The following is a 25,764-nucleotide window of genomic DNA, read 5'->3' as shown; positions in this document are numbered from 1 at the left end:
TGTGGTCGAGACGTCGAGGGTGGGATCGGGGTAGAGCAGCGCGAGCGGCTCGCCGGCATCGACCAGATCGGCGTCCTGGGCCAGCCATTCGACGAGTACGCCGTCGTAGCTGGCGCTGACGTGCTGTTCGTCGCGCCGGGTGCGGATGACGCCGAGCGGTGAGCCGGCGGGCAGCGCCGTGCCCTCCTCGAGAGCGGTCGGGTGGAACGTGCCGCCGGCCGGCGACACCACCACCCGCCAGTCCGGGGTGTGCACCGCCTGACCGCTGGGCGCGGCCTGCAGGATGAGCCGGCGGGCCGCGGGCAGGTCGTCCGGAGTCTTGAGTGCGACGACCTCGACGCCGGGGAGTTCGCGCTTGGCGAGCCCGGTGAGGGTCCCCGCGGGCGGCAGTTCGATCGCGGCGGTGACATCGAGGTCGCGCAGGGTCGCCTGGCACAGGTCCCATCGGACCGGAGACCGGACCTGGCGGACGAGTCGCTTCATCATCTCGCGACCGCTGGACACCGCGGTGCCGTCGGCGTTGGACAGCAGCATGCGCTCGGGCCCGGCGACCGGGATGCCGTCGGCGACGTCGGCCAGTGCCGCCTCGGCCGGGGCCATGAAGTCGGTGTGGAAGGCGCCGGCGACCGGCAGCGGGACGACGCGGGCGCGGGCCGGCGGGGTCTCCGCGAGCGCGGCCAGACCCTCCAGCGTGCCGGCGGCGACCACCTGACCGGCGCCGTTGCGGTTGGCCGCGACCAGGCCGCACTCCTCGATCCGGGCGATCACCTCGGCCGGGTCGCCGCCCAGCACCGCCGACATGCCGGTGTCGGCGAGCCCGCAGGCCGCCGCCATCTCGCGGCCGCGCAGCGCCGCGAGCGCCGCGGCGCTCTCCGGCGTCAGCACCCCGGCCAGCGCGGCCGCGGTCAGCTCGCCGACGCTGTGCCCGGCGGTGACCGCGACGTCGTCGAGGGAGAGTTCGGCGGCCGCGATCAGGCCGAGCGCGACGATCAGGGGCTGGGTGACTGCGGTGTCGCGGATCTCCTCGGCGGAGGCACTCGTGCCGAGCCGGGCCAGGTCGAGCCCGGTGACCTCGGAGAGCCATTGCACCCGGGCGGGCGCTCCGGGCACCTCCAGCCATGGCGTGAGCATGCCGGGTGCCTGCGACCCCTGGCCCGGGGCAAGTAGTGCGATCACTCCTAAAGCCTCCCGCGTCGACGCGGTCCGCGACGATGCCGACGCGCACGAAGTCCACCCCCGAGAAATTGGAGGTTTCCTCCAAACCCTACTCCGGGCCTGACCGGGCTTCCTGCTCAGCGAGGCGGCCGAGCGCAAGCGCGATCTGGAGGACGAACGCGTGTCTCGGCTCGGCCGGCGGATGGCCGCAGACCTCGGCGATCCGGCGGAGGCGGTAGCGGACAGTGTTGGGATGGACAAAGAGCGCCCGCGCCGTGGCCTCGAGGGCACCGCCGCGGTCGAGGTAGATTGTGGCGGTTTCGAGCAGCGGTCCGCCGGCGGCGGCGAGGGGAGCGTAGACGTCGTCCACCAACTCCTGCTGCGCCGTCCGGTCGCCGCACAGCGCCCGTTCGGGTAGCAGATCGGTGGCCAGGACCGGGCGGGGCGCGGCCGGCCAGGCGCAGGCGGCCCGGACCCCGGACAAGGCGGCGGTCGCCGACCGGCCGGCTACGCCCAGGTCGCGGACGGTAGGGCCGACCACGACCGGCCCGGGGCCGAACTGCGGCAGGAGGGCGGTGATCGTCGGCCGCGCGTCGTCACTGCCTCCGACGGCGACGAGGAGCCGGCCCGCGTGGATTCCGGCCAGGACCGGTCCGCCGCCCGGTCGGGCGGCTCGCTGGATGGCGTCCAGCACCGACTCGGGATCGGCCGCCGGTGCCTCGCCGACCGCGACGGCGACCGCGGTGACCGACGCCCAGCCGAGCGCGGCGGCCCGGCCGGGCAGCGACTCGTCCGGCTCGCCCCGCAGCAGCGCGTCGACGACCAGGGCCTCGAGCCGGGCATCCCAGGCTCCGCGGGTCTCCGCGACACCGGCGTAGACCTGCGCCGCGGCGAAGGCGATCTCCCTGCTGTAGCGGAGGACGGCCTCGCGCAGCGCCGCCTCCTCACCGGGGGCGGCCAGGTTCGCCACCCGCGACTCGACCACCTCGACCGTGATCCGTACCAGTTCCACGGTCTGCTGCAACGAGACCCGGCGGGCCAGATCCGGGGGCGCGGTGTTGAACACGTCACCGATCGGGGACGGCGAGACGTCGGGGTCGCGCAGCCACTCGACGAAGGACGCCACCCCGGCCTGGGCGACCAGCGTGATCCAGGACCGCTGGGCGGGCGGCATCGCCCGGAACCACGCCAGCTGCTCGTCCATCCGCGCCACGCTCTGGGTGGCCAGGGCCCCGGACGCGCGCTCGACCCGGCGCAGTGTCGCGACAAGGGGAGCAGGCACGGGCCGAGCCTGCCACGTCGGCCGGCGACCGGGGTCCGGCCGGCCCGGGCGGATCGAGCACAATCGCGGCATGCCCGGCGCCCGCGATCCCCGCGACGACCTCCGGCGGATCGCCTTCCTGCTCGAGCGGGCGCAGGAGCAGACCTACCGGGTGCGGGCCTTCCGGCGGGCGGCGGCGGCGCTCGACGGGCTCGACCGGTCCGAGGTCGAGGCCAGGGCGCGGGCCGGCACGCTCGCCGAGCTGCCCGGGGTCGGCGACGTGACCGCGCGATGCATCGCGGAGTCGCTCGCCGGGGAGGAGCCGGTCTACCTGCGCCGGCTCGACGCGACGGCGGGTACGTCGGTCGCCGAGGCCGGCGACGCGCTCCGGCGGAGTCTTCGCGGCGACCTGCACACCCACAGCGACTGGTCCGACGGGGGATCTCCGATCGAGGAGATGGCCCGGGCCGCGCAGGCGCTCGGCCACGAATACGCCGCGCTGACCGACCACTCGCCGCGGCTCACGGTCGCCCGAGGACTCACTGCCGACCGGTTGCGGGCGCAGCTCGACGTGGTCGACGAGGTCAACGACCGGCTCGCGCCGTTCCGGCTGCTGACCGGGATCGAGGTCGACATCCTCGACGACGGCCGCCTCGACCAGCAGGGCGACCTGCTCGATCGGCTCGACGTCGTGGTGGCGAGTGTCCACAGTGGACTTCGTATGGAACGGGACGCGATGACGGCGCGGATGGTCGCCGCGGTCGCCAACCGGCACACCGACATACTCGGCCACTGCACCGGGCGGATGGTGACCGGTAAGCGACACCGACCCGAATCGGACTTCGACGCGGAGATCGTCTTCGCGGCGTGCAAGCGGTTCGGTGTGGCGGTCGAGGTCAACTCCCGCCCGGAGCGGCTCGACCCGCCGAAACGGCTGCTCCGGCTCGCCGTCGAGGCGGAGTGCCTGATCTCGATCGACAGCGACGCGCACGCCCCGGGGCAGCTCGACTGGCTTCCCTATGGGTGCGAACGCGCGAGCGCGTGCGGCGTACCGGAGCAGTCGATCGTCAACACCTGGTCGGCCGATCGGCTGCTCGAGTGGAGCCGTTCGAGCGATCACTGACGGTGTGGCACGCGGCGCCCGTCCGCGCCGGTAGTGTCGGCGCCCGTGAGAGCACTGCGTCGTTTCACCGTCCGCCCCACCCTGCCGCCCGAGCTCGCCGTACTGGACGAGCTCGTGATGAATCTGCGGTGGTGCTGGCATACCGAGTCACTCGACCTGCTCGAGTCGGTCGACCCCGAGCTGTGGCGGGACTGCGGGGGCGACCCGGTCCGCCTGCTCGGCGCCGTCTCGGCCGAGCGGCTGGCGGCGCTCGCCCGGGACCGGCGGTTCCGGCGGCGACTCTCCGACGCCGCCGACGACCTCGAGAGCTACCTCACCGGCGACCGCTGGTATCAGACGCTCACCGACGCGCCCCGGTCGATCGCCTACTTCTCGCCGGAGTTCGGGGTCGCCGAGGTGCTGCCGCAGTATTCGGGCGGCCTCGGGATCCTCGCCGGCGACCACCTCAAGGCCGCTTCCGACCTCGGCGTCCCGATCATCGGGGTCGGACTGCTCTACCGGGCCGGCTACTTCGCCCAGTCGCTGTCCCCGGACGGGTGGCAGCTCGAGCAGTACCCGTCGATCGACCCGCACGGCCTCCCGCTGGCGTTGCTGCGCGACCCGGACGGCACGGAGCTGCGGGTCCGGGTGGGGTTGCTCGACGGGCGGTCGGTGGCCGCCCAGGTGTGGAAGGCGCAGGTCGGCCGGGTGCCGCTGCTGCTGCTCGACTCCGACATCGAGGAGAACGACGCCCCGGAGCGTCAGGTCACCGACAAGCTCTACGGCGGCAACGCCGACCACCGGCTCCAGCAGGAGATGCTGCTCGGCATAGGCGGCGTCCGCGCCGTACGCGCCTACTGCGAGATCACCGGGGACCCGCAGCCGGAGGTGTTCCACACCAACGAGGGCCACGCCGGGTTCCTCGGGGTGGAGCGCATCCGCGAGCTCACCGAGGGCAGGGGTCTCTCCTTCGACGACGCCGCGCAGGCGGTGCGGGCCGGCACGGTGTTCACCACCCACACGCCGGTGCCCGCGGGCATCGACCGGTTCACCCGGGACCTGGTGCGGGCCTACTTCGGCGGCGCGAACGAGTCGCCGCAGACACCGACCGAGCGGATCGTGCAGCTGGGCGCGGAGGAGGACCCGGCGCTGTTCAACATGGCCCACATGGGGCTGCGTCTCGCCCAGCGCGCCAACGGGGTCAGCAAGCTGCACGGCCGGGTCAGCCGGGACATGTTCGGGCGGCTGTGGCCGGGCTTCGACACCGACGAGGTGCCGATCAGCTCGGTGACCAACGGCGTACACGCACCGACCTGGACGGGTCGGGAGATGATCGACATCGTCGAGCGGGAGATCGACCCGGCCCGCCTCGCCCAGGGTGACGGGTGGGAGATCGTCGACCGGCTACCGGCCGACACGATCTGGTCGATCCGCCGGATGATGCGGGAACGGCTGATCGAGGAGGTACGCCGGCGGGTGCGTGCGTCCTACCTGCAGCGCGGGATGCCGGCCGCCGAACTCGGCTGGACCGCGCAGGTCTTCGACCCCGACGTACTCACCATCGGCTTCGCCCGCCGGGTCCCGTCGTACAAGCGGCTGACCCTCATGCTGCGTGACCCGGAACGGCTGCGCCGGCTGCTGCTCGACCCGCAGCGCCCCGTGCAGTTGGTGATCGCCGGCAAGTCGCACCCCAACGACGACCCGGGCAAGTCGCTGATCCAGCAGATGGTGCGCTTCGCCGACGACCCGGAGGTGCGCCATCGCATCGTCTTCCTGCCGAACTACGACATGGACATGGCGAAGGTGCTCTACGCCGGGTGCGACGTGTGGCTCAACAACCCGCTGCGGCCGCTCGAGGCGTGCGGGACCTCGGGGATGAAGTCCGCGCTCAACGGCGGGCTGAACCTGTCGATCCGTGACGGCTGGTGGGACGAGATGTACGACGGCGGCAACGGGTGGGTGATCCCGACCGCGGACGGCATCGAAGACGGCGACCGCCGCGACGCACTCGAGGCGGCGGCTCTCTACGACATGGTCGAGAACCAGGTGACGCCGCGGTTCTACGACCGGGACCTGGCCGGCGTGCCCACCCGCTGGGTCGAGATGGTGCGGCACACCCTCAAGTCGCTCGGGCCGAAGGTGCAGGCGACCCGGATGGTGCGCGACTACGTCCGCGAGCTGTATGCGCCGGCGGCGGCGACCTCCGCCCGGCTCGCCGCGGACGACTACGCCGGGGCGAAGGCGTTGGCTGCCTGGCGGACCCGGGTGCTCGACCGGTGGCCGGGTGTCCGGGTGCGGCATGTCGATTCCGGTGGGGCCGGCGACACGCCGGCGCTGGGTGCGAAGCTCGCGCTGCGCGCCGAGGTCGACCTCGCGGGTCTCTCCCCGGACGACGTCGACGTCCAGGCGGTCTACGGCCGGGTCGACGACGTCAACCGGCTGCACGACGTCGCGGTCTCGTCGATGGCGCCGGCCGGAGACGCGGACGGGCACCTGCACTACGGCGTCGAGGTTCCGCTGTCGCGCACCGGTGCGTTCGGCTACACCGTGCGGGTCGTGCCCCGGCACGAGCTGCTGGCCACGCCGGCCGATCTGGGCGTCGTAACCCTGGCCTGAGTCGCGATGGCTCGCCCGCTTGGGCGTGTCCGCCGGCCGACGTAGGACGTTGTACTCGCATCTGGGGCGTGAAAATGCGAGTACAGCGTCCGATGTCGCCGTCACGTCGCCGGCAGTGGGTCGCCGACCGCAGAGACGAGGTGTCAGGGACGGGGGAACGGCGCCCGGCCCGGAACGGCGGTGCGGAACCGCTCGACCGTCCCCTCGTCGGCGACCGTCACGTGCACGGTGCGCCCGTCGCTGCCGCCGAACGCGACGTTGGTGCACAGTTTCCCGCTGACCAGGTCGATCTCCCGGATGACGTCGCCGTCCGGTGAGAGGGCGACGACCGTGCCCTTGCCGTGCCGCGCGACCCACAGCGTGCCCTCCGCGTCGCAGCGCATGCCGTCCAGCCCGTGGTCGGCAAAGCGGTGGATCAACCGCTTGTTGTCGATCGTGCCGTCGGCGGCCAGATCGTAGGCCCACACCGTCCGCTGCACGGTTTCGTTGAGGTAGAGGGTGGCCGCGTCGGGAGACACCTCGATGCCGTTGGTCGTCCCCATGTCGGCCTCGAGCACCGTCGTCGATCCGTCGCGGTCGACCCGCCAGAGCTGCCCGGTGCCGTTCGACCAGTTCGGGTCGCTGGCGAAGATGAGGCCGTCCGGGCGGATGGCCAGGTCGTTGGGCTGGTTCATCAGTGGCTGGTGGGCGTGCACGGTGATCGCGCGGGACTCCGGGTCGATCCGCAGCACGTTGTGCCCGGTGTAGTCGGCGACGTACATCGTGCCGTCCGGGCTGATCACGATGCCGTTGCCGACACTTCCCTCCGGCAGGGTCGCCCACACCGATGCCTCGCCGTCGGCGGTGACGCGCCCGATCGTCCCCTCCTCACCGAAGTTGACGGCGTAGAGAACCCCGTCGGCGTCGCAGGACGGCCCCTCGATACCGGCGGTGAAGCCGTCGCAGTGGACGGTTGCGGTGAACAGGTCGAGGTCGGTGGTCACGGAAATCTCCTTCGGTCGGTCGTCGTCACCGGCGGGCACGCAAGAGCAGCAGACTGTGCGGGATCATCGGCACCGGTACGTCGGGCTGCAGTGTCGTCGGTTCCGGCCGGGAGCCGGTCTCCTCGGCCGTGTCGACCACGACGTCGTAGGCCGACGCCCAGGGCAGTCCGGGCAGTGTGACCCGGGCGGTGTCCGACCCGGTGTGCATGAGCAGCAGGTAGCTGTCGTCGATCACCGTCTCGCCGCGCGGACCGCGTTGCTTGATCCCGTGCCCGTCCAGGTACATGCCGAGCGTCGAGGTCGTCGGCGAGGTCCAGTCGGCGGTGGTCATTTCGGCCCCGTCCGGCCGGAACCAGGCGAGGTCGCGCCGGCCGCCGCCGTCGGCCACCGGGTTGCCGCCGAGAAAACGTCGCTGCCGCAGCACCGGTGACCGGCTCCGTAGCGCGGTCAGCTCAGCGACGAACGCGGCGAGCCGTTGCGCATCGGCATCCGGCGACCAGTCGAGCCAGTTGATCGGCGAGTCGAGGCAGTAGGCGTTGTTGTTGCCGAACTGGGTGTGTCGGAACTCGTCACCCGCCAGCAGCATCGGTACGCCGGTCGACAGCAACACGGTGGCCATCAGGTTGCGGACCTGGCGGCGGCGCAGCCGGTTCACGTCGGGATCGTCTGTCTCGCCCTCGACGCCGGAGTTCCACGAGTGGTTGTCGTCGGTGCCGTCGCGGTTGTTCTCGCCGTTGGCCTCGTTGTGCTTGCGGTCGTAGGTCGTGAGATCGCGCATCGTGAAACCGTCGTGGCAGGTGACGAAGTTCACCGAGGCGAACGGCCGGCGCCCGTCGTCGGCGTAGAGGTCGGAGGAGCCGGTGAGGCGATAGCCCAGATCCGCGACACCGGCGTGGCTCTTGGCCCAGAAATGGCGCACCGTGTCGCGGTACCGGCCGTTCCATTCCGTCCACAGTGGAGGAAACTCGCCGACCTGGTAGCCGCCCTCGCCGACGTCCCACGGCTCGGCGATCAGTTTCACGGTCGAGACCACCGGGTCCTGGTGTACGACGTCGAAGAACGCCGACAGTTTGTCGACGTCGTGCATGGAGCGCGCCAGCGCCGAGGCGAGGTCGAAGCGGAAGCCGTCGACGCCCATCTCGGTGACCCAGTAGCGCAGCGAGTCCATCAGCATCTGCAGCACGTAGGGATGGCGTACGTCGAGGGTGTTGCCGCAGCCGGTGTAGTCGGCGTAGCGGCTCCGGTCGCCCTGCCGGAGCCGGTAGTAGCCGACGTTGTCGATGCCGCGGAAGGACAGCGTCGGACCGGATTCGTCGCCTTCGGCGGTGTGGTTGTAGACGACGTCGAGGATCACCTCGATACCGGCGGCGTGCAGGGTGCGCACCATCTCCCGGAACTCCGCGACCTGCCCGCCGGCCGACCCCGCCGCCGCGTACGCCGAGTGCGGGGCGAAGTACCCGATCGTGTTGTAGCCCCAGTAGTTGGTCAGCCCCCGTGCGCTCACGGCAGGCTCGGTGACGAACTGCTGCACCGGCTGGAGCTCGACGGCCGTCACACCAAGCCCCTTGAGGTGCGCGACGACCGCCGGGTGCGCCAGCCCGGAGAAGGTGCCGCGCTGCTCCTCGGGAACCTCGGGATGGGCCATCGTGAAGCCGCGGACGTGCAGCTCGTAGATGACCGTGTCCTCCCAGGGCACCGCCGGGCGGTTCCAGCTGCCGCGCCGGTCGCGGCGGGACACGACGACGGAACGGGGGACGTAGGGGGCGGAGTCGCGGCTGTCGGCCGGTCCGGTGCGGGGGTCGGTGGCGTAGCCGCGGACCGCGTCGTCGGGCACGAAGCCGCCGTCGATCGCCCGGGCGTAGGGGTCGAGCAGCAGCTTGGCCGGGTTGTAGCGCAGCCCGCGGGACGGGTCGTAGGGGCCGCGGACCCGGTAGCCGTAGCGCTGGCCGGGCCCGATCCGGGGGAGGTAGCCGTGCCAGACGTGGTAGGTCGATTCCTCCAGCTCGATCCTGGTCTCCTCGCCCCCTGGACCGAAGAGGCAGAGGTCGACCCCGGCGGCGCCGGCGCTCCACATCGCGAAGTTGGTGCCCGACCCGTCGTACGTCGCCCCGAGCGGGGTGGGCCGCCCGGGCCATGGAGGGTCGTGCGGAGTCGTCACCGGGGTCAACCTAGCCGTCGCCGCGATCCGGGCGTGCGGTTGGATGGATCTCGTGGACGAGGAGGAGCGGATCGGGGTGCTGGACGACGTCGTCGTGGCGTTCGACCGGGTCGGCGTACGCCGTGGCGACGCGCACCTCGTCCGGGACATCACCTGGACGGTGGAGCTGGACGAGCGGTGGGTGGTGCTCGGCGCGAACGGCGCCGGCAAGACGACCCTGCTCCAGCTCGCGGGTGCCCACCTGCACCCGACGACCGGCACCGTGCACCTGCTCGGTGAGCGGCTCGGCCGGGTCGACGTGTTCGAGTTGCGCCCGCGGATCGGGCTGACCAGCGCCGCGGTCGGGCAGCGGATCCCGCCGGGGGAGCGGGTGAGCGATCTGGTCGTCAGCGCCGGGTACGCCGTATTGGGCCGGTGGCGGGAGGACTACGACCGCGCCGACCACGCCCGGGCCGCCCGGCTGCTAAGTCAGGTCGGCGCCGAGCACCTCGCCGACCGGCTCTTCGGAACCCTGTCGGAGGGCGAGCGCAAGCGGGTGCAGATCGCCCGGGCCCTGATGACCGACCCCGAACTCATGCTGCTGGACGAGCCGGCCGCGGGTCTCGACCTCGGCGGCCGCGAGGACCTGGTCGCCCGGCTGTCCACGCTGGCCGCCGACCCGGACGCGCCCGCCCTGGTGCTGGTCACGCACCACGTCGAGGAGATCCCGCCCGGGTTCACCCATGCCATGCTGATGCGCGACGGCGGCGTGGTCGCCCAAGGGTTGCTCGACGACGTGATCACCGCGGACAACCTGTCCAAGACGTTCGGTTTGCCGCTGGCCCTGGACCGGGTGGACGGACGCTTCTTCGCGCGCGCGTCGTCGCACCCGGCGGCGGAGGGCTCCCCGCAAACCGGCCGGTAGGCTCGCGCCAACCTGGCGGGAGGAGACCCACGGTGCCGCAGTTCGTCACGCTTGAGGTCGAGGACGGGGTCGGCACGATCCGACTGGACCGGCCCCCGATGAACGCGCTCAACATCGTCGTTCAGGAGGAGATCCGGGCCGCCGCGCTCGAGGCCGGCGAGCGCTCCGACGTGCGCGCCGTCGTCGTCTACGGCGGCCCCGACGTCTTCGCCGCGGGCGCTGACATCAAGGAGATGGTCGACATGACCTACTCCGACATGTCCGCGCGGGCGGGGGCCTTGACCAGCGCGTTCGACGCGGTCGCGCGGATCCCGAAGCCGGTCGTCGCCGCCGTCACCGGTTACGCGCTCGGCGGCGGGTGTGAGCTTGCCCTCACCGCCGACTTCCGGGTGTGCGGTGCGGGCGCGAAACTCGGCCAGCCCGAGATCCTGCTCGGGATCATCCCCGGGGCCGGCGGGACGCAGCGCCTCGGCCGGCTCGTCGGGCCGGCCAAGGCCAAGGACATCGTGTTCACCGGCCGCTTCGTCGACGCCGCCGAGGCCGCGTCGATCGGTCTCGCCGACCGGGTGGTGCCCGACGCCGAGGTCTACGACGCCGCGGTCGAGATGGCCCGCCGCTACGCCGCCGGCCCGGCGCAGGCCCTGCGGGCGGCGAAGGCCGCGATCGACGGCGGGCTCGACACCGACCTCGCCTCCGGGCTCCGCCTGGAGAGTTACCTGTTCGCCGGACTGTTCGCCACCGAGGACCGGGCGATCGGGATGCGGTCGTTCGTCGACAACGGCCCCGGCAAGGCCGAGTTCGTGGGTCGCTGATGGCCGCGACGCCCGAGGAGGTCGCGGCGGCGTACGCCGACCCGAAACTTGCCAACGTGCTCTACCACGACTGGGAGGCGCAGAGCTACGACGAGAAGTGGTCGATCTCCTACGACGAGCGGTGCATCGACTACGCCCGCGACCGGTTCACCACGCTCGCCGGCACGGCCGGCTGGCCCTACCCGCAGGTGCTCGAAGTCGGCTGCGGCACCGGGTTTTTCCTGCTCAACCTCAAGCAGGCCGGTGTGGTCGGCGAGGGCCACGTCACCGACATCAGCCCGAAGATGGTCGAGGTCGCCCGGCGCAATGCGCAGTCGCTGGGCTTCGAGGTCGAGGGTCGCGTCGCCGACGCGGAGTCGATCCCCTATCCGGACGAGAGCTTCGACCTCGTCGTCGGCCACGCCGTCCTGCACCACATCCCGGACGTCGAGCGGTCGCTGCGCGAGGTGCTGCGGGTGCTGCGCCCGGGCGGCCGCTTCCTGTTCGCCGGCGAACCCACCCGCTACGGCGACGTGATCGCCCGGCGGCTCTCCCGGCTGACCTGGGCGGCCACCACCCGGGTCACCCGGCTGCCGGCGCTGGCGGCGTGGCGGCGTCCGCAGCAGGAGCTGGACGAGTCGTCCCGGGCCGCCGCGCTCGAAGCGGTCGTCGACCTGCACACCTTCCCGCCGCGGGATCTGCGCCGAATGGCGCTGGCGGCCGGGGCGATCGACGTCGAGGTGGCCACCGAGGAGCTCACCGCGGCGTGGTTCGGATGGCCCGCTCGCACGTTCGAATACGCCGTCGCGCAGGGCCGGCTCGGCCTGCCGTGGGCGTTGTTCTGCTATCGCAGCTGGCAGCGGCTCGCGGGGTTCGACAGCCGGGTTCTCGCCCGAATCGTTCCCCAAGGTCTGTTTTACAATGCTTTGGTAACGGGCATTCGGCCGTAGTCCGACGCGCCCAGAAAGGTGCCTATTGGGCTAGGACGTGCTAACGTCCGCGGTAGTCGTTCGACGTTCCACAATCGTGTGATCACGCTGCGGGACTGCGGCGCGGGATTGACCGCCACTACGGGCGGGCACCGCAGCGACTCGACGTCCGCGAGGTGCGGGCGGCGCATCATCCCCAGGGGAGAGCACGGCATGGCACAAGGCACGGTCAAGTGGTTCAACGCCGAAAAGGGTTTCGGTTTCATCGCGGTTGACGGGGGCGGCGCTGACGTCTTCGTGCACTACTCCGCGATCGCAGCCGACGGCTACCGCAGCCTCGACGAGGGGCAGCGGGTCGAGTTCGACGTCACGCAGGGCCAGAAGGGCCCGCAGGCGGAGAACGTCCGCGGCGCCTGAGCGAGGGCGGACTTCACGCTCAGCAGCACCGGCCCGTCGGGCCGCGACTACGGTCGCGACCCGGCGGGTTCGTCTTTCGGTCGGTTCGGCACCCGGTCCGATCCACGGCAGGCGCGCATTTTCACCTTGGCGTCATTGCGGTGGGTGGTCCGGCACCGGGCGTGGACCGGCTGGTACCTCATCCGCTACTGGCGGTTCTTCTGGCTGAAGGTCCGCCAGCCGCACGTCGTCACCGAGGGAATGGTCTTCCTCGGTAAGCGCGTCGACATCTACGCCCGACGTGGCCACGGTCGGCTCGTTCTCGGTCGGTGGGTGCACGTCGGCGACGGGACCTCAATCCGTTGCCATGAGGGCACATTGCGGATCGGCGAGAAATGCGTCTTCGGCCAGGACGACACGCTGAACTGCTATCTCGATCTCGAGGTCGGTGCGGCGACGCTCGTGGCCGACTACGTCTACGTCTGCGACTTCGACCACCGGTTCAGCGACCTCACGGTCCCCATCAAGGACCAGGGCATCGTGAAGTCACCGGTCCGGATCGGCCCGGACGTGTGGATCGGCACCCGGGTCACGATCCTGCGGGGCAGCCGGGTCGGTCGCGGCTGCGTTCTCGCCGCCCACAGCGTGGTGCGCGGGGCGCTGCCCGACTACAGCGTCGCGGCGGGCGCGCCGGCGCGCCGGGTGCGCAGCCGGATCCCGGCTCCTGCCAGAGAGCGGATCGGGCCACGCCGGGTGGTCGATACCCCCGACCTGCCGCCCGGGGCGACCGCCAGCCGATAGCCTCGGCGACGTGACCGTCCGCCGGCCCGCGCGCGGCACCGATCGGACCGAGGTCGAGGTCATCCTCGACCGGTTCGGCCACGGTGACCGGGATTGGGCGAATGACGCGATCGCCAAGGTCGAGGCCGACGCCAACCGGTCGGCGGACACACACCTCGTCGTCTTCCCGCTGCCCACCGAGTGGGGGATCGACCTCTACCTCAAGGACGAGTCCACCCACCCGACCGGCAGCCTCAAGCACCGGCTGGCCCGCTCCTTGTTCCTGTACTCGCTGTGTAACGGCTGGATCGGCGAGGGGAGCACCGTCGTCGAGGCCTCGAGCGGTTCGACCGCGGTGTCCGAGGCGTACTTCGCCGGAATGCTCGGCCTGCCGTTCATCGCGGTCATGCCGGCCGGCACCAGCCGCGAGAAGATCGACCTGATCGAGTTCCGTGGCGGGCGCTGCCATCTGGTCGACGATCCGACGACGGTCTACGCCGAGTCGCGGCGGCTCGCCGCCGAGACCGGCGGGCATTTCATGGACCAGTTCACCTTCGCCGAACGAGCCACCGACTGGCGGGGCAACAACAACATCGCCGAATCCATCTACGAGCAGATGGCCGCGGAGCGACATCCGATCCCGGACTGGATCGTCGTGGGCGCCGGCACCGGGGGCACCAGCGCCACGATCGGCCGTTACCTGCGCTACCGCCGGTATGCCAGCAGGCTGTGCGTGGTCGATCCCGAGCACTCGGCGTTCTTCGACGGCTGGTCGCACGACGACGCCGGCTGGACCGTGGTGGGCAGCTCGCGGATCGAGGGGATCGGCCGGCCGCGGATCGAATCCAGCTTCGTCGGCCAGGTACTCGACCGGATGGTCCACGTGCCCGACGCCGCGTCGTTCGCGGCGATGCGGCACCTCGCCGCGGTGACCGGTGCCCACGCCGGCGGCTCGACCGGAACCAACCTGTGGGGCGCGTTGCGGCTGGTCGGCGAGATGCGCGCCGCCGGTCGCACGGGCAGCATCGTCACCTTGATCTGCGACGGCGGCGAGCGTTACGCCCACACCTACTACTCCGATGCCTGGCTCGCCGAACAGGGCATCGACATCGCGCCGTACGCCGAGGCGCTCGACAGCTTCCGGGCCACCGGGAGTTGGCCTTCGCTCCCGCATTGACGCGTTCATCGCGGCTACTCTCGACGGCCGGAAAATGCCGCTCACAGCGCGCCGAAATTCGTCGGATGAATTCGTCGCTATCTTCTGGTGCTGGTCTTCGCGCAGACGCGGGGCTACCTTGTCCAGGGTGTTGCACAGCTCCGCATAAGGGTCTAAGCCTTTGTCATTGGTCGGTTCGGAACGAGCCTGGGGAGTGGGACATGGCTGGAGACGTAGCCCGTCGCAGTGTGTTGCGGGGAGCCGCCGCGTTGGGTGTGGGAACCGTTGCGGCATCGGTGATCGGAGGCGGCACCGCGTCCGCTGCAGGCTCGTCTGCAGCAATGGCGGCCGGTAAAGCCAAGGGCCTGTGGATAAAGAAAGAGCCTTTCGGCACGACGGGTGGCAACGAAGACGTCGACCGCTACTCGTTCGGCAACGGGCGCGGCTTCGAGGTGCAGATGATCACCTTCGGCGCCACCGTCCAGAAGATCTGGGCGCCGGACAGCAGGGGCAGGCGCGCCGACGTCGTCCTCGGCTTCAAGACTCTCGAGGAGTACGAAGTCGTGCCGGGCCGGCCGTATTTCGGCGCGACGATCGGCCGCTACGGCAACCGCATCAAGGACGGCACGTTCACCCTCGACGGAACCACTTACCACCTGCCGATCAACAATCCGCCCAACTCGCTGCACGGCGGCACGACCGGGTTCGACCAGCGGGTCTGGAACGCCACCGAGGTCTGGACTGGAAACAGCGTCGGCGTCAGGTTCGTCTATGTCAGCCCGGACGGGGAAGAGGGCTACCCGGGAACTCTCACGACGGTCGTCACCTACACGGTCAACCCGCGTAACGAGTTGACCATCCACTACTCGGCGACCACCGACGCGCCCACAGTTCTCAACCTCACCAATCACGCCTACTCCAATCTCCGCGGCGAGGGGACCGGCGAGATCTACGACCACGTCGTACGGATCAATGCCGACCGCTACACCCCGATCGATGCGACGTCGATTCCGCTCGGGCCGCTCGACAAGGTATTCGGGACGCCGTTCGACTTCACCAAACCGCGCACGATCGGGTCGGGAATCCACGACGCGGTGGAACAGATCCTCTTCGCCCAGGGATATGACCACAACTGGGTCCTCAACAAGGGCCACGGGCACGGGCTGACGCTCTGCGCGCGGGCCTTCGACCCGGGCAGTGGGCGGGTTCTCACCTGCCACACCGACCAGCCCGGCGTGCAGTTCTACACCAGCAACTTCCTCAACGGCACGCTGGTCGGCCCGAGCGACAAGACCTACCGGCAGGGCGACGGGTTCACGCTCGAGACGCAGCACTACCCGGACTCGCCGAACGAGCCGACGTATCCGAGCACGGTTCTCCGGCCCGGCGAAGTGTTCGACTCGACCACCAAGTTCGGGTTCTCGGCCGTCTGAACACACGCTCCGGGTACATGCTCTGAGCACGCTCTGAACCACACGCTCCGGCACCTCCGGTCAGCGCGCATGGCCGGGGGTGCCGGCCTGTCCGGGCCCAGTCAGTGCGGTGTCGCCACCGCGATGGCGATCAGGTCGAGGCTGGAGTCCACGTCGCGGTCGGTCACGACGAAATCGGCCGCCCGGACGGTGGCGACGTCGTGTCGGAGCCGCGCCGACCAGGTGTCCGGCGGGCCGCCGAGTTGGGTGGCCGTGAACGAGCCGCCGTGCCGGCGGTCCAGGCGACGGAGCCGCCGGCCGTGCCGCAGGCCGAGCAGGCGGGTCACCGTGCATCCGGCCCCGGCGAGCAGGTCGGCGAGCTCGGCCGGCGCCAACTCGCGGGTGTGGAACGGGTTGACCGGCGCACCCGCCGGGGAGAAGGTCAGCCGGTTCGGCGTACTGATGATCAGGCTCCCGGCCGGGCGGAGCACCCGCACCGCGTCGGCGAGGAACTCCGCCTGATCCCACAAATGCTCGATCACCTGCAGCGAGACGACGACGTCGGCCGCTCCCGGACGCAGGGGAAGGCGGGCGAGGTTGGCGCGCACGGCGTCGATCCGGGGGTAGCTGGCTGCCACGTGGCCGACGGCCGCCTCGTCGTAGTCGACACCGACCACCCGGTGGGCGGAGTCGGCAAGTCGCTCCGCGCCGTAGCCCTCCCCGCAGCCCGCTTCGAGGACGACCGCTCCCCGGCACCACGGGGCGATCATCTCGTAGGCCGCTTCGTGGCGGCGGAACCAGTAGTTCTCGACGGCGATCCCGGGCAGGGTTCGTTCGCCCGTCAGTGTCAGTGTCTCCGGCACGGTCGTAGGCTAGTCGCCATGACTCAGCTTCCTCTGCTCGTCGACGCGTTCGGCCGGATTCGCGAGGTGGTCCACGAGTCTGTGGACGGTCTGTCGGGCGACGACCTCAACTACCGGCCCGATCCGGAGGCCAACTCCATCGCATGGCTGGTCTGGCATCTGACCCGCGTCCAGGACGACCACATCGCGGCGGTGGCGAAGTCCGAGCAGATCTGGACATCGGGCGGCTTCGCCGACCGCTTCGGTCTCCCGCTCGACGCGTCTGCGACCGGATACGGGCACGGCCCGGCCGACGTCGAGGCCACCCGGATCGAATCCGCGGAGCTGCTCACGGAGTATTACGACGCGGTCCACGAGCACACCATCGACTACCTCGAGCATCTGGCGCTGTCCGACGTCCAACGGGTCGTCGACGACCGGTGGGACCCGCCGGTGACCCTGGCCGTGCGCCTCGTCAGCGTGCTGTCCGACGATCTGCAGCACGCCGGTCAGGCCGCCTACCTGCGTGGCCTGGTGACGCGGCGGTAGCGGCCGGCGGGTGACGATCCTCACCGCAGCGCCGGCCGGTCCGCGGTCACCGGTCGTTACCATCGACCGATGAACATCGTCGTACTGGTCAAACAGGTCCCCGACACCTGGTCCGAGCGGAAGCTGCGCGCCGACGACAAGACGGTCGATCGCGACGCCGCGGACGCGGTCTTCAACGAGATGGACGAGCACGGCGTCGAAGAGGCCCTCAAGCTCAAGGAGGCCCACGGCGGCGAGGTCACGGTGGTCTGCATGGGCCCGGAGCGGGCCGCGGAGACCATCCGCAAGGCGCTCGCGATGGGCGCCGACAAGGCCGTCCACGTCAGTGACGACGCGCTGCGCGGATCGTGCGCCGTCGGTACGTCGGCCGCGCTGGCCGCCGCGATCGGCACGCTCGACTTCGACATCGTCATCGCCGGCACCGAGGCGAGTGACGCCCGGGTCGGCGCGATGGGTGCGATGCTCGCCGAACGCCTCGGCGTACCGCAGCTCACCGCCGCACGCAGTGTCGAGATCGACGCAGGGACGGTGCGGATCGAGCGCCAGCTGGACGCCGGCTACGAGGTGGTCGAGGCCGACCTCCCCGTCGTCGTCAGCGTCATCGAGAAGATCAACGAGCCGCGCTACCCGTCGTTCAAGGGAATCATGGCGGCGAAGAAGAAGGAGCTGACGACGCTCACTCTCGCCGACCTCGGCCTGGACGCCGCGCATGTCGGCGCCGCCGGCGCGACCAGCGAGGTGGTCGACTTCGCGCCGCGCCCGCCGCGGGCGAAGGGTCAGATCGTGACCGACGAGGGCGACGGCGGCGTCAAGCTCGCCGACTTCCTCGTCGCCGAGAAGATTGTCTGAGGGGCAGCGTCATGGCAGAGGTTCTCGTTCTGGTCGAACACGGCGACGGCGCGCCCAAGAAGGTCACGTCGGAGCTGCTGACCGCGGCCCGTCGCCTCGGTGAGCCGGCCGCCGTCGTGGTCGGCCCCACCGGCACCGCCGCGGCCTGCGCCGAGGAACTGGCGGCCTACGGCGCGCAGAAGGTCTACGTCGCCGAGTCCGACGACGTCGACTCCTACCTCGTGGTGCCGAAGGTCGACGTCCTCGCCGGACTGGTCGAGTCGGCGCACCCCGCCGCCGTGCTGGTGGCGGCGACCGGCGAGGGGAAGGAGATCGCCGGCCGGCTCGCCGTCCGGACGGCAAGCGGCTTCCTGTCCGACGTCGTGGACCTCGCCGACGACGGGATCGCCACCCAGTCCATCTTCGGCGGGTCGGTCGTCGTCCGGGCGAGGGTCAGCACCGGTACGCCGATCTTCGCGGTCCGTCCCAACGCCATCACCGCCGAGCAGCAGGCGGGCCCGGCCACCGAGCAGACCGTCGAGGTGACCCTCTCCGACGCCGCCCGGTCGGCCCGCATCGTCGACCGCAAGATCGAGGAGGCCGGCGACCGGCCGGAGCTCTCCGAGGCCTCCGTCGTGGTCTCCGGCGGGCGCGGGGTCGGCGGCGCGGACAACTTCGCCCTGGTCGAGAAGCTCGCCGACCTGCTGGGCGGTGCGGTCGGCGCGTCGCGCGCCGCGACCGATGCCGGCTGGTACCCGCACCAGAACCAGGTCGGTCAGACCGGGGTGACCGTGTCGCCGCAGCTCTATGTCGCGGTCGGAATCTCCGGCGCGATCCAGCACCGCGCCGGGATGCAGACCTCGAAGACGATCGTCGCCATCAACAAGGACCCCGAGGCCCCGATCTTCGAACTGGCCGACTTCGGGGTGGTCGGTGACCTGTTCGCCGTCGTGCCGCAGCTCACCAACGAGATCGCCAAGCGACGGTCCTAGGACCTACGGCCCACCACGTCGGGCCCGACGGTGGACCCGGCCGTCGTCCTGACCCCGTACGGTCGGAGCCGTGACGACGACCAGTGCCCCCCGGGGCAGCACGCCGCCGACCGCCGCGGCACTGGTCCGACAGCCCTACCGCGCCGCCACCATCGGCCTACTGCTGGTCATCACGGTCGTCGCGTTCGAGGCGATGGCGGTCGCGACCGCGATGCCGCGTGCGGTCGCGGCGCTGCACGGACTGGCCTACTACGCCTGGCCGTTCACGGCGTTCCTGGTGGCCAACGTCGTCGGCATCGTGACCGGCGGCGAGTGGGCCGACCGGGACGGCCCCCGGCGGCCGCTGCTCGCCGGCCTGGCGATATTCACCGTCGGTCTGCTGCTCGCCGGACTGGCTCCCACGATGGCGGTGTTCGTCGCCGGACGCACGGTCCAGGGGCTGGGCAGCGGTCTGGTCATCGTCGCGGTCTACGTCGTGATCGCCGAGGTCTACGACGAGCGATTGCGGCCGCGGATGTTCGCCGCGCTGTCGGCGGCGTGGGTGCTGCCCTCCCTGATCGGCCCCGTCGTGTCCGGTGCGCTCACCCAGCACCTCACCTGGCGGCTGGTCTTCCTGACGATCCCGCCGTTCATCGTGGTCGGCCTCGCCTTGATCCGCTCGGCGCTGCGCGGATTGCCGGAGCACCACCGCGACCCCGCCGCGGGCCGCCTGGGTCGATGGCGGTTCGCTCTGCTAGCCGCCGCCGGGATCGCGGTCATGCAGTACGCCGGGCAGCACCTGCGGTGGTGGTCGCTCGCGCTGCTCGCCGCCGGGGTGCTGTTGCTCGCGCCGGCCCTGCGGGTCCTCCTCCCGGCCGGCACGCTGCGAGTCCGGCGCGGCCTGCCGGCGGTCGTGGCGTTCCGTGGCATCGTGGCGGGCTCGTTCTTCGCGGTCGACTCCTACGTCCCGCTGACCCTGACCGACCTGCACCACTACGGCGCGACCGCTGCCGGGCTGCCCCTCATGCTCGGAGCGCTCGGCTGGTCGGCCGGCTCGTGGTGGCAGGGCCGCCGCCCCGATGTCCCCCGGCACCGGATCATCCGGGTGGGGTTCGCCCTCGTCGCGGTCGCCGCACTCGGCATGACCCTGCTGACCGTGCCACACCTACCGGGTTGGATCGCCTACCCGACCTGGATGGTCGGCGGCACCGGGATGGGACTGGTCATGCCGTCCCTGTCGATCCTGCTGCTCGAAATGTCTCCGGTGGCTGAGCGGGGGCAGAACTCCGCCGCGCTGCAGATCTGCGACGTCATGACCAGCGCGGTCTGCATCGGGCTCGGCGGCGTGCTGGTCGCCGCCGCCGAACACGGTGCACTCTCCCTGCGTACGGCGGTCGGGGCGATCGACGTGTCGATGGCGGTCTTCGCGCTGGCCGGCGTGACCCTCGCCGGCCGGGCCGCGGTCCGGCGGGGGGTCGGCGTGACGGCCGGCTGAGGGTGTCTGCCGCGCCGTTATCCTGATGGCGATGGTCTACCTCGATCACGCCGCGACCACACCGATGCGCCCGGCCGCCGTAGCGGCGACGAGTGCGCAGTTCGGTCATGTCGGCAACGCCTCGTCCCTGCACGCGGGCGGCCGGGCGGCCCGGCGGGTGGTCGAGGAGGCGCGGGAGGCGATCGCCGCGACCTATCACGCGCAACCGATCGACGTGGTCTTCACCTCCGGCGGTACCGAGGGCGACAACCTGGCGGTCAAGGGCCTGTACTGGGCCCGACACGCGGAGGACCCCCGCCGCCGGCGGGTGCTGGTCGGGGCCACCGAGCACCACGCCGTCCTCGACACCGCGCTGTGGCTGGCCGAGCACGAGGACGCCGAGATCGAGTGGCTGCCGGTCGACGCCGACGGGCTGTTGTCGCCGTCGACGCTCGAGGCGGCGCTCGCCGAGCAGGCCGGGACCGTCGCCCTGGTCACGGTGATGTGGGCCAACAACGAAGTCGGCACCGTCGCGCCGATCGCCGGTCTCGCCGCGGTCGCCCGCGCGCACGGCGTGCCGTTCCACACCGACGCCGTCCAGGCGGCCGGTGTCCTGCCGGTCGACTTCGCGGCAACCGGTGTCGACGCACTCACCCTGACCGGGCACAAGCTCGGCGGGCCGGTCGGGTCCGGAGCGCTGCTCTTGCGCCGCGACGCCACCGTCGTCCCGGTGCTGCACGGCGGGGGACAGGAGCGCGACGTGCGGTCGGGCACCCTCGACGCCGCCGGCGTGGCGGGTCTGGCGGCCGCGGTGATCGACGCGGCCGTCGGGCGGGAGGCGGCCGCAGCGCGGATGGCCGAACTGCGCGACCGGCTGGTCGACGGCATACGCCGCGCCGTCCCCGACGTCGTGGTCAGCGCCGAGCACGCGCCCCGGCTGCCCGGCATCGCGCACCTGGCGTTCCCCGGTTGTGAGGGTGACTCCCTGCTGATGCTCCTCGACGCGGCGGGTGTCGAGTGCTCCACGGGTTCGGCCTGCTCGGCCGGCGTCTCCCGGCCGAGCCACGTGCTGGCCGCGATGGGCATGAGTGAGGAACTCGCCCGCGGGTCGTTGCGGATGTCGCTCGGCCACACGTCGACCGGGCCCGATGTGACGGCGGCGGTCGAGACGATCGGGCCGGCCGTCGACCGGGCCCGGCGGGCCCGGCTCGCGGGGACCGCCCGATGAGGGTTCTCGCCGCGATGTCCGGCGGGGTCGACTCGGCGGTCGCGGCCGCCCGCGCGGTCGACGCCGGCCATGACGTGACGGGGGTGCACCTCGCGCTGTCCCGCGCACCGGCCTCGGTGCGCACCGGCGCCCGCGGATGCTGCACGCTGGAGGACGCGCGCGATGCCCGCCGCGCGGCCGACGTACTCGGCATCCCCTTCTACGTATGGGACCTCGCCGAGCGGTTCCACGCCGACGTCGTCGACGACTTCGTCGCCGAGTACGCCGCCGGACGCACCCCCAACCCGTGCCTGCGGTGCAACGAGCGGATCAAGTTCGCCGCGGTGCTGGACCGGGCACGCGCGCTGGGCTTCGACGCCGTCGTCACCGGCCACCATGCCCGGCTGCGCGACGGCGTGCTGCGGCGCAGCGTCGACCCGGCCAAGGACCAGTCCTACGTGCTCGCCGTGTGCCGGCCGGAGCAGTTGGCCCACGCGATGTTCCCGCTGGGCGATTCGACCAAGGCGCAGGTGCGGGTCGAGGCCGCCGAGCGGGGCCTGGCCGTCGCCGAGAAGCCGGACAGCCACGACGTGTGCTTCATCGCCGACGGCGACACCCGGGGCTTCCTGCGGTCGCGGCTGGGCGAACGACCCGGTGATGTCGTGGATGCCGAGACCGGTGAGGTGGTCGGCGGGCACAGCGGGGCCTTCGGCTACACCGTGGGGCAACGTCGCGGGCTGCGCCTCGACCGGCCGGCGAGTGACGGGGCGCCGCGCTACGTCCTCGGCATCGAACCGGTCGGCAACACCGTCACGGTCGGCACGGCCGACCGGCTGGCCGTCACCGAGGTCGAGGGTGTGGACCCGGTGTGGACCGCCGGCCGCCCGCCGGGACCGACCTTCGGCGGGATGGCACAGCTGCGCGCCCACGGTCAGGTGTCGCGCGCCCACGCCACCGTCGATCCCGATGGCACCCGGCTCGTCGTCCACCTCGACGACCCGCAGCGCGGGGTGGCCGCCGGACAGGCGGTGGTGCTCTACGACGACGACGTGGTGCTTGGCTCGGCGACCATCGAGAGGGTGAGCGGGTGACCGGAATCGACCTACCGGCAGGAACGGCGACCGGAGCGGGCTCGATGCCCGGCACCGACCCGCTCGAGACAGCCAGGCTCGTCGTCGGCGAGGTCCCCGACCTGCCGTTCCTGCCGGAGTTGCCGGCCCGCGGCCCGGGTGCGGACATGGTGGGCCGCACCGCGGGTCTGCTCGTCGACCTCGCCGTCGACCTGCAGCCGTCCGGGTGGCGGCTGGTGCCCCGGCCCGGGATGGATCTCCGCCGGGCGTGGGACTTCCTCGCCCGCGACCTCGACGCCCTGCAGGAGGCGGTCGACGAGTTCACCGGCGTCCTGAAGGTGCAGGCCGCGGGCCCGTGGACCATGGCGTCCGAGGTCGAGCTGCCGCGCGGGGACAAGGCGCTGGCCGACCCGGGCGCGGTGCGCGACCTGACCGCGTCGCTCACCGAAGGCCTGCGCCGGCACCTCGCCGACGTGCGGCGCCGGGTGCCCGGCGCCCGCCTCGTCGTCCAGATCGACGAGCCGTCGCTCCCGCGGGTCCTGGCCGGGCGGGTGCCCACCGCCAGCGGCTACGGCGCGCTCGCGGCCGTGGAGGCGAACCGGGCCGGTGCCGCGCTCTCCGCGCTCGTCGACGCGCTCGACGCTCCGGTGCTGGTGCATTGCTGCGCCGCCGACCCGCCGATCGAGCTGCTCCGGACCTCGGGGGTGGCCGGCCTGTCGCTCGACGCGGCGCTGCTCGGCGAGCGACACGACGAAGCGCTGGGGGAGGCGGTGGAGGCCGGTCTCACCCTCGTACTCGGGGTGGCGGCGGGCGTCGATTCCGAGCTCGGGAGCGCGGACGTGCTCGCCGACCCGGCGCGCCGGCTGTGGCAGCGCCTGGGATTCCCGGCCGGTGACCTTGCCGCGACGGTGGTGCTCAGCCCGGGCTGTGGCCTGGCCGGAGCGTCGCCGGCCTACGCCCGCCGCGCGCTCGCCCGCTGCCGCGAGGCGGCCGCCCGGCTCGTCGAGGCCCCCGAGCCCCGCGCCCTGTCCGGCCGTTCGGCCGGCGACGGCCGGGACGCCGACGACCACCCACGAGGCGGTCCCGCGTGAGAGCGACAGCACCGCCCGGCGTGGTCTGGTCGGTGCTGCTCGCCGAACTCGACGGGGTCGCCCGCGCACCGCGCGTCCTCGACGTCGGCGGCGGAAGCGGGGTCCTCGCCGTACCTCTCGCGGAGCGCGGCGCCACCGTGACCGTGATCGACGCCAGCGCCGACGCGCTGGCCACCCTGCGCCGCCGGGCGGCCGAGGCCGGCGTGGACGAGCGGGTCGAGGCGCTGCAGGGCGACCTCGACACCCTGCTCGACGTCGTGCCCGCCGACGCCCACGATGTGGTGCTCTGTCACAGCGTGCTCGAGGTCGTCGACGACCCGGCCGCGGCGGTCGCGTCGCTGGCGCAGACGCTGCGCCCCGCCGGCGCCCTGAGCCTGGTGGTGGCCAATCGCACGGCGGCCGTCCTTGCCCGCGCCCTGGCCGGGCAGCCGGCGCAGGCCCGGCAGGTGCTGCACGACCCGGACGGCCGCTGGGGCGCCGGTGACGCGGTCCGGCGCCGGTTCGACGTGGACGGCATCGCTGCGCTGCTCGACGCGGCTGATCTCACGGTCGAGCAGGTACACGGCATCCGGGTCTTCGCCGACCTCGTCCCCGGATCCGTCGCCGAGGGCCATCCGGGGGTCGTCGAGGAGCTGCACCAGCTCGAGCTCGACGCCTGCGCGCTCCCGCCGTACCGGGACATCGCCGCGCAGGTACATGTGCTGGCCCGTCGGAGCTGACCGCCGGCGCGGGCGGGCGGCGCCGCTCCGCTGACCGCTGCCGGTCGGTCCCGGGCGGTACTGTCCGCAGCAACGACCCGAGTCGCCCGCGAAGGAGGTCACCGGCCAGCCATGGGGCGCAGTCAGCAGCTGCCACGCACCGGACCTCCGCCGGGACCGCCCGGTGACGACACCGGATGCCGCATCCTGCACGTCGACATGGATGCGTTCTATGCCAGCGTCGAGGTCCGACGTCGCCCGGAGCTTGCGGCGCGCCCGGTGATCGTCGGCGGGGTGGGCCCGCGGGGCGTGGTCAGCTCGGCGAGTTACGAGGCCCGTCGTTACGGCGTGCGCAGCGCGATGCCCATGGGCCGGGCCCGGCGGCTGTGTCCGCACGCGGTCGTCGTGCCGCCGGACATCGCCGGCTACGTCGAGGTCTCGCGTGCCGTCATGGACATCTTCCGTGCGGTCACGCCGTTGGTGGAGCCGCTCTCCCTGGACGAGGCGTTCCTCGACGTCGCCGGTGCCCAGCGTCGGCTCGGCGCGCCGGCCGCGATCGGCGCGCTGATCCGCGACCGGATCAGCCGGGAGCAGGGGCTGACCGCGTCGGTCGGGATCGCGCCGACGAAGTTCGTCGCCAAGGTCGCCTCCGCCCGGTGCAAGCCCGACGGCCTGCTCGTCGTCCCCGCCGCCTCGGTGACCGACTTCCTTCACCCGCTGCCGGTCGCGGCGCTCTGGGGAGTCGGCGAACGGACCGAGGAGCAGTTGCGCCGGATCGGGGTGCGCCTCGTCGGCGACGTCGCGGCCATGCCCGTCGCCCGGCTGCGCGGCGTCCTCGGGGTGGCCGGGGCGGCCCACCTGTCCGCGCTCGCGCACGGGCACGACCCCCGCCAGGTGGAGCCGCGGGACCCGGAGAAGTCCGTCGGCGCCGAGCGGACCTTCGACCTCGACGTCGCCGACCCCGAGGTGATTCACCGCGAGCTGCTCCGGCTCGCCGCCCAGACCGCGGCCCGGCTGCGCGCGGGCGGGCAGCACGGCCGCACGGTGTCGATCAAGGTGCGGCTGGCCGATTTCACCACGCTCACCAGGTCCCGGACGCTGTCCCGGCCGACCGACGTGGGCCAGGAGGTCTACGCGGTCGCCCGGTCCCTCTTCGACGCTCTGGACCGGGCCGGCGCGCCGGTCCGGCTGATCGGCGTACGCGTCGAAGGGCTGGCCGACGAGGGCGGGACCGCCGAGCAGTTGCGGCTCGGAGCGCCGGCCCACGGCTGGCAGGACGCCGACCGGGCGATCGATGCGGCCACCCGCCGGTTCGGCGCGGACGCCGTCCGGCCGGCCTCGTTGGTCCACGAACCACCCCAAGGAGGACGAGAGACCTGATGTCGGCGCGC

General features: G+C 72.2%; 22 protein-coding genes and 1 pseudogene. 18 read left to right on the top strand and 5 right to left on the bottom strand.

Annotated elements, in window-relative coordinates; translation table 11 throughout:
• Positions 1 to 297 precede the first annotated feature (297 nt).
• Both VGH85_04330 and VGH85_04325 read right to left on the bottom strand, forming a co-directional pair.
• Positions 298 to 1,176, bottom strand: a pseudogene (locus VGH85_04330) (ACP S-malonyltransferase).
• A gap of 88 nt (positions 1,177 to 1,264) precedes the next feature.
• Complete coding sequence (locus VGH85_04325) at positions 1,265 to 2,437, bottom strand: helix-turn-helix domain-containing protein (protein HEY2173019.1); 1,173 nt, start codon at positions 2,435 to 2,437, stop codon at positions 1,265 to 1,267.
• A gap of 70 nt (positions 2,438 to 2,507) precedes the next feature.
• Between VGH85_04325 and VGH85_04320 the strand changes: the two genes are divergently transcribed.
• Together VGH85_04320 and glgP are read left to right on the top strand one after the other, a co-directional pair.
• On the top strand, positions 2,508 to 3,539 hold the full coding sequence (locus VGH85_04320; GenBank protein HEY2173018.1) for a PHP domain-containing protein: 1,032 nt from the start codon (positions 2,508 to 2,510) through the stop codon (positions 3,537 to 3,539).
• Between the two features lie 45 nt (positions 3,540 to 3,584).
• Positions 3,585 to 6,134 (top strand): alpha-glucan family phosphorylase, encoded by a 2,550-nt coding sequence (gene glgP, locus VGH85_04315; protein HEY2173017.1) that lies wholly within the window; start codon positions 3,585 to 3,587, stop codon positions 6,132 to 6,134.
• Between the two features lie 143 nt (positions 6,135 to 6,277).
• Here the strand turns inward: glgP and VGH85_04310 are convergent, their stop codons facing one another.
• Together VGH85_04310 and glgX are read right to left on the bottom strand one after the other, a co-directional pair.
• On the bottom strand, positions 6,278 to 7,117 hold the full coding sequence (locus tag VGH85_04310) for an SMP-30/gluconolactonase/LRE family protein (GenBank protein ID HEY2173016.1): 840 nt from the start codon (positions 7,115 to 7,117) through the stop codon (positions 6,278 to 6,280).
• A 25-nt stretch (positions 7,118 to 7,142) separates the two neighbouring features.
• Positions 7,143 to 9,275 carry a glycogen debranching protein GlgX gene (glgX, locus tag VGH85_04305; protein HEY2173015.1) on the bottom strand — a complete coding sequence of 711 codons (2,133 nt, stop codon included), beginning with the start codon at positions 9,273 to 9,275 and terminating at the stop codon, positions 7,143 to 7,145.
• A 43-nt stretch (positions 9,276 to 9,318) separates the two neighbouring features.
• On the opposite strand from glgX, the gene VGH85_04300 reads away from it, so the two are divergent.
• The 7 genes from VGH85_04300 (at position 9,319) to VGH85_04270 (ending at position 15,664) form a co-directional block, all read left to right on the top strand.
• Complete coding sequence (locus VGH85_04300; GenBank protein ID HEY2173014.1) at positions 9,319 to 10,179, top strand: ABC transporter ATP-binding protein; 861 nt, start codon at positions 9,319 to 9,321, stop codon at positions 10,177 to 10,179.
• Between the two features lie 32 nt (positions 10,180 to 10,211).
• A complete protein-coding gene (locus VGH85_04295; protein ID HEY2173013.1) occupies positions 10,212 to 10,991 on the top strand; it encodes an enoyl-CoA hydratase-related protein in 780 nt (259 codons plus the stop codon).
• Positions 10,991 to 11,920 carry a class I SAM-dependent methyltransferase gene (locus tag VGH85_04290; protein ID HEY2173012.1) on the top strand — a complete coding sequence of 310 codons (930 nt, stop codon included), beginning with the start codon at positions 10,991 to 10,993 and terminating at the stop codon, positions 11,918 to 11,920. The genes VGH85_04295 and VGH85_04290 overlap by 1 nt, the downstream gene beginning before the upstream one ends.
• Positions 11,921 to 12,112: 192 nt before the next feature.
• Positions 12,113 to 12,316 carry a cold-shock protein gene (locus tag VGH85_04285; GenBank protein ID HEY2173011.1) on the top strand — a complete coding sequence of 68 codons (204 nt, stop codon included), beginning with the start codon at positions 12,113 to 12,115 and terminating at the stop codon, positions 12,314 to 12,316.
• Positions 12,317 to 12,442: 126 nt separating this feature from the next.
• Positions 12,443 to 13,096, top strand: a complete 654-nt coding sequence (locus VGH85_04280; protein ID HEY2173010.1) for an acyltransferase — start codon at positions 12,443 to 12,445, stop codon at positions 13,094 to 13,096.
• Positions 13,097 to 13,157: 61 nt separating this feature from the next.
• Entirely contained in the window at positions 13,158 to 14,252 is a 1,095-nt protein-coding gene (locus VGH85_04275; protein HEY2173009.1) for a PLP-dependent cysteine synthase family protein, read from the top strand.
• A gap of 320 nt (positions 14,253 to 14,572) precedes the next feature.
• Entirely contained in the window at positions 14,573 to 15,664 is a 1,092-nt protein-coding gene (locus VGH85_04270) for an aldose epimerase family protein (protein ID HEY2173008.1), read from the top strand.
• 101 nt (positions 15,665 to 15,765) lie between these two features.
• On the opposite strand, the gene VGH85_04265 is transcribed toward VGH85_04270, so the two are convergent.
• Complete coding sequence (locus VGH85_04265) at positions 15,766 to 16,506, bottom strand: class I SAM-dependent methyltransferase (protein HEY2173007.1); 741 nt, start codon at positions 16,504 to 16,506, stop codon at positions 15,766 to 15,768.
• 18 nt (positions 16,507 to 16,524) lie between these two features.
• Between VGH85_04265 and VGH85_04260 the strand changes: the two genes are divergently transcribed.
• The 9 genes from VGH85_04260 to VGH85_04220 all read left to right on the top strand — a co-directional run bounded on the left by VGH85_04260 (position 16,525) and on the right by VGH85_04220 (position 25,753).
• Positions 16,525 to 17,034 carry a DUF664 domain-containing protein gene (locus tag VGH85_04260; protein HEY2173006.1) on the top strand — a complete coding sequence of 170 codons (510 nt, stop codon included), beginning with the start codon at positions 16,525 to 16,527 and terminating at the stop codon, positions 17,032 to 17,034.
• A gap of 69 nt (positions 17,035 to 17,103) precedes the next feature.
• The gene (locus VGH85_04255; GenBank protein ID HEY2173005.1) at positions 17,104 to 17,883 is read left to right on the top strand and encodes an electron transfer flavoprotein subunit beta/FixA family protein; all 780 of its coding nucleotides are present in this window, start codon (positions 17,104 to 17,106) and stop codon (positions 17,881 to 17,883) included.
• An 11-nt stretch (positions 17,884 to 17,894) separates the two neighbouring features.
• On the top strand, positions 17,895 to 18,854 hold the full coding sequence (locus VGH85_04250; protein ID HEY2173004.1) for an electron transfer flavoprotein subunit alpha/FixB family protein: 960 nt from the start codon (positions 17,895 to 17,897) through the stop codon (positions 18,852 to 18,854).
• Between the two features lie 70 nt (positions 18,855 to 18,924).
• Entirely contained in the window at positions 18,925 to 20,328 is a 1,404-nt protein-coding gene (locus VGH85_04245; protein HEY2173003.1) for an MFS transporter, read from the top strand.
• A gap of 31 nt (positions 20,329 to 20,359) precedes the next feature.
• A complete protein-coding gene (locus VGH85_04240) occupies positions 20,360 to 21,535 on the top strand; it encodes a cysteine desulfurase family protein (GenBank protein HEY2173002.1) in 1,176 nt (391 codons plus the stop codon).
• Complete coding sequence (gene mnmA, locus VGH85_04235) at positions 21,532 to 22,605, top strand: tRNA 2-thiouridine(34) synthase MnmA (protein HEY2173001.1); 1,074 nt, start codon at positions 21,532 to 21,534, stop codon at positions 22,603 to 22,605. Before VGH85_04240 ends, mnmA begins: the two co-directional genes overlap by 4 nt.
• Positions 22,602 to 23,675 (top strand): methionine synthase, encoded by a 1,074-nt coding sequence (locus VGH85_04230; GenBank protein HEY2173000.1) that lies wholly within the window; start codon positions 22,602 to 22,604, stop codon positions 23,673 to 23,675. The genes mnmA and VGH85_04230 overlap by 4 nt, the downstream gene beginning before the upstream one ends.
• Complete coding sequence (locus VGH85_04225) at positions 23,672 to 24,394, top strand: methyltransferase domain-containing protein (GenBank protein HEY2172999.1); 723 nt, start codon at positions 23,672 to 23,674, stop codon at positions 24,392 to 24,394. The genes VGH85_04230 and VGH85_04225 overlap by 4 nt, the downstream gene beginning before the upstream one ends.
• A 111-nt stretch (positions 24,395 to 24,505) precedes the next feature.
• On the top strand, positions 24,506 to 25,753 hold the full coding sequence (locus tag VGH85_04220) for a DNA polymerase IV (protein ID HEY2172998.1): 1,248 nt from the start codon (positions 24,506 to 24,508) through the stop codon (positions 25,751 to 25,753).
• Positions 25,754 to 25,764 lie beyond the last annotated feature (11 nt).

The organism is Mycobacteriales bacterium (assembly GCA_036497565.1).
GTDB lineage: Bacteria > Actinomycetota > Actinomycetes > Mycobacteriales > QHCD01 > DASXJE01.
Note: the sequence above shows the minus strand (reverse complement) of the source record. Positions and strands in the feature narration are given on the sequence as shown.

Excerpts from the sequence above, each read along its gene's own strand:
- VGH85_04290 (HEY2173012.1), top strand. The coding sequence starts at position 10,991 with ATGGCCGCGACGCCCGAGGAGGTCGCGGCGGCGTACGCCGACCCGAAA.
- VGH85_04250 (HEY2173004.1), top strand. The coding sequence starts at position 17,895 with ATGGCAGAGGTTCTCGTTCTGGTCGAACACGGCGACGGCGCGCCCAAG.
- mnmA (HEY2173001.1), top strand. The coding sequence starts at position 21,532 with ATGAGGGTTCTCGCCGCGATGTCCGGCGGGGTCGACTCGGCGGTCGCG.
- VGH85_04285 (HEY2173011.1), top strand. The coding sequence starts at position 12,113 with ATGGCACAAGGCACGGTCAAGTGGTTCAACGCCGAAAAGGGTTTCGGT.
- VGH85_04320 (HEY2173018.1), top strand. The coding sequence starts at position 2,508 with ATGCCCGGCGCCCGCGATCCCCGCGACGACCTCCGGCGGATCGCCTTC.
- VGH85_04260 (HEY2173006.1), top strand. The coding sequence starts at position 16,525 with ATGACTCAGCTTCCTCTGCTCGTCGACGCGTTCGGCCGGATTCGCGAG.
- VGH85_04270 (HEY2173008.1), top strand. The coding sequence starts at position 14,573 with ATGGCGGCCGGTAAAGCCAAGGGCCTGTGGATAAAGAAAGAGCCTTTC.
- VGH85_04300 (HEY2173014.1), top strand. The coding sequence starts at position 9,319 with ATGGATCTCGTGGACGAGGAGGAGCGGATCGGGGTGCTGGACGACGTC.
- VGH85_04240 (HEY2173002.1), top strand. The coding sequence starts at position 20,360 with ATGGTCTACCTCGATCACGCCGCGACCACACCGATGCGCCCGGCCGCC.
- VGH85_04255 (HEY2173005.1), top strand. The coding sequence starts at position 17,104 with ATGAACATCGTCGTACTGGTCAAACAGGTCCCCGACACCTGGTCCGAG.
- VGH85_04220 (HEY2172998.1), top strand. The coding sequence starts at position 24,506 with ATGGGGCGCAGTCAGCAGCTGCCACGCACCGGACCTCCGCCGGGACCG.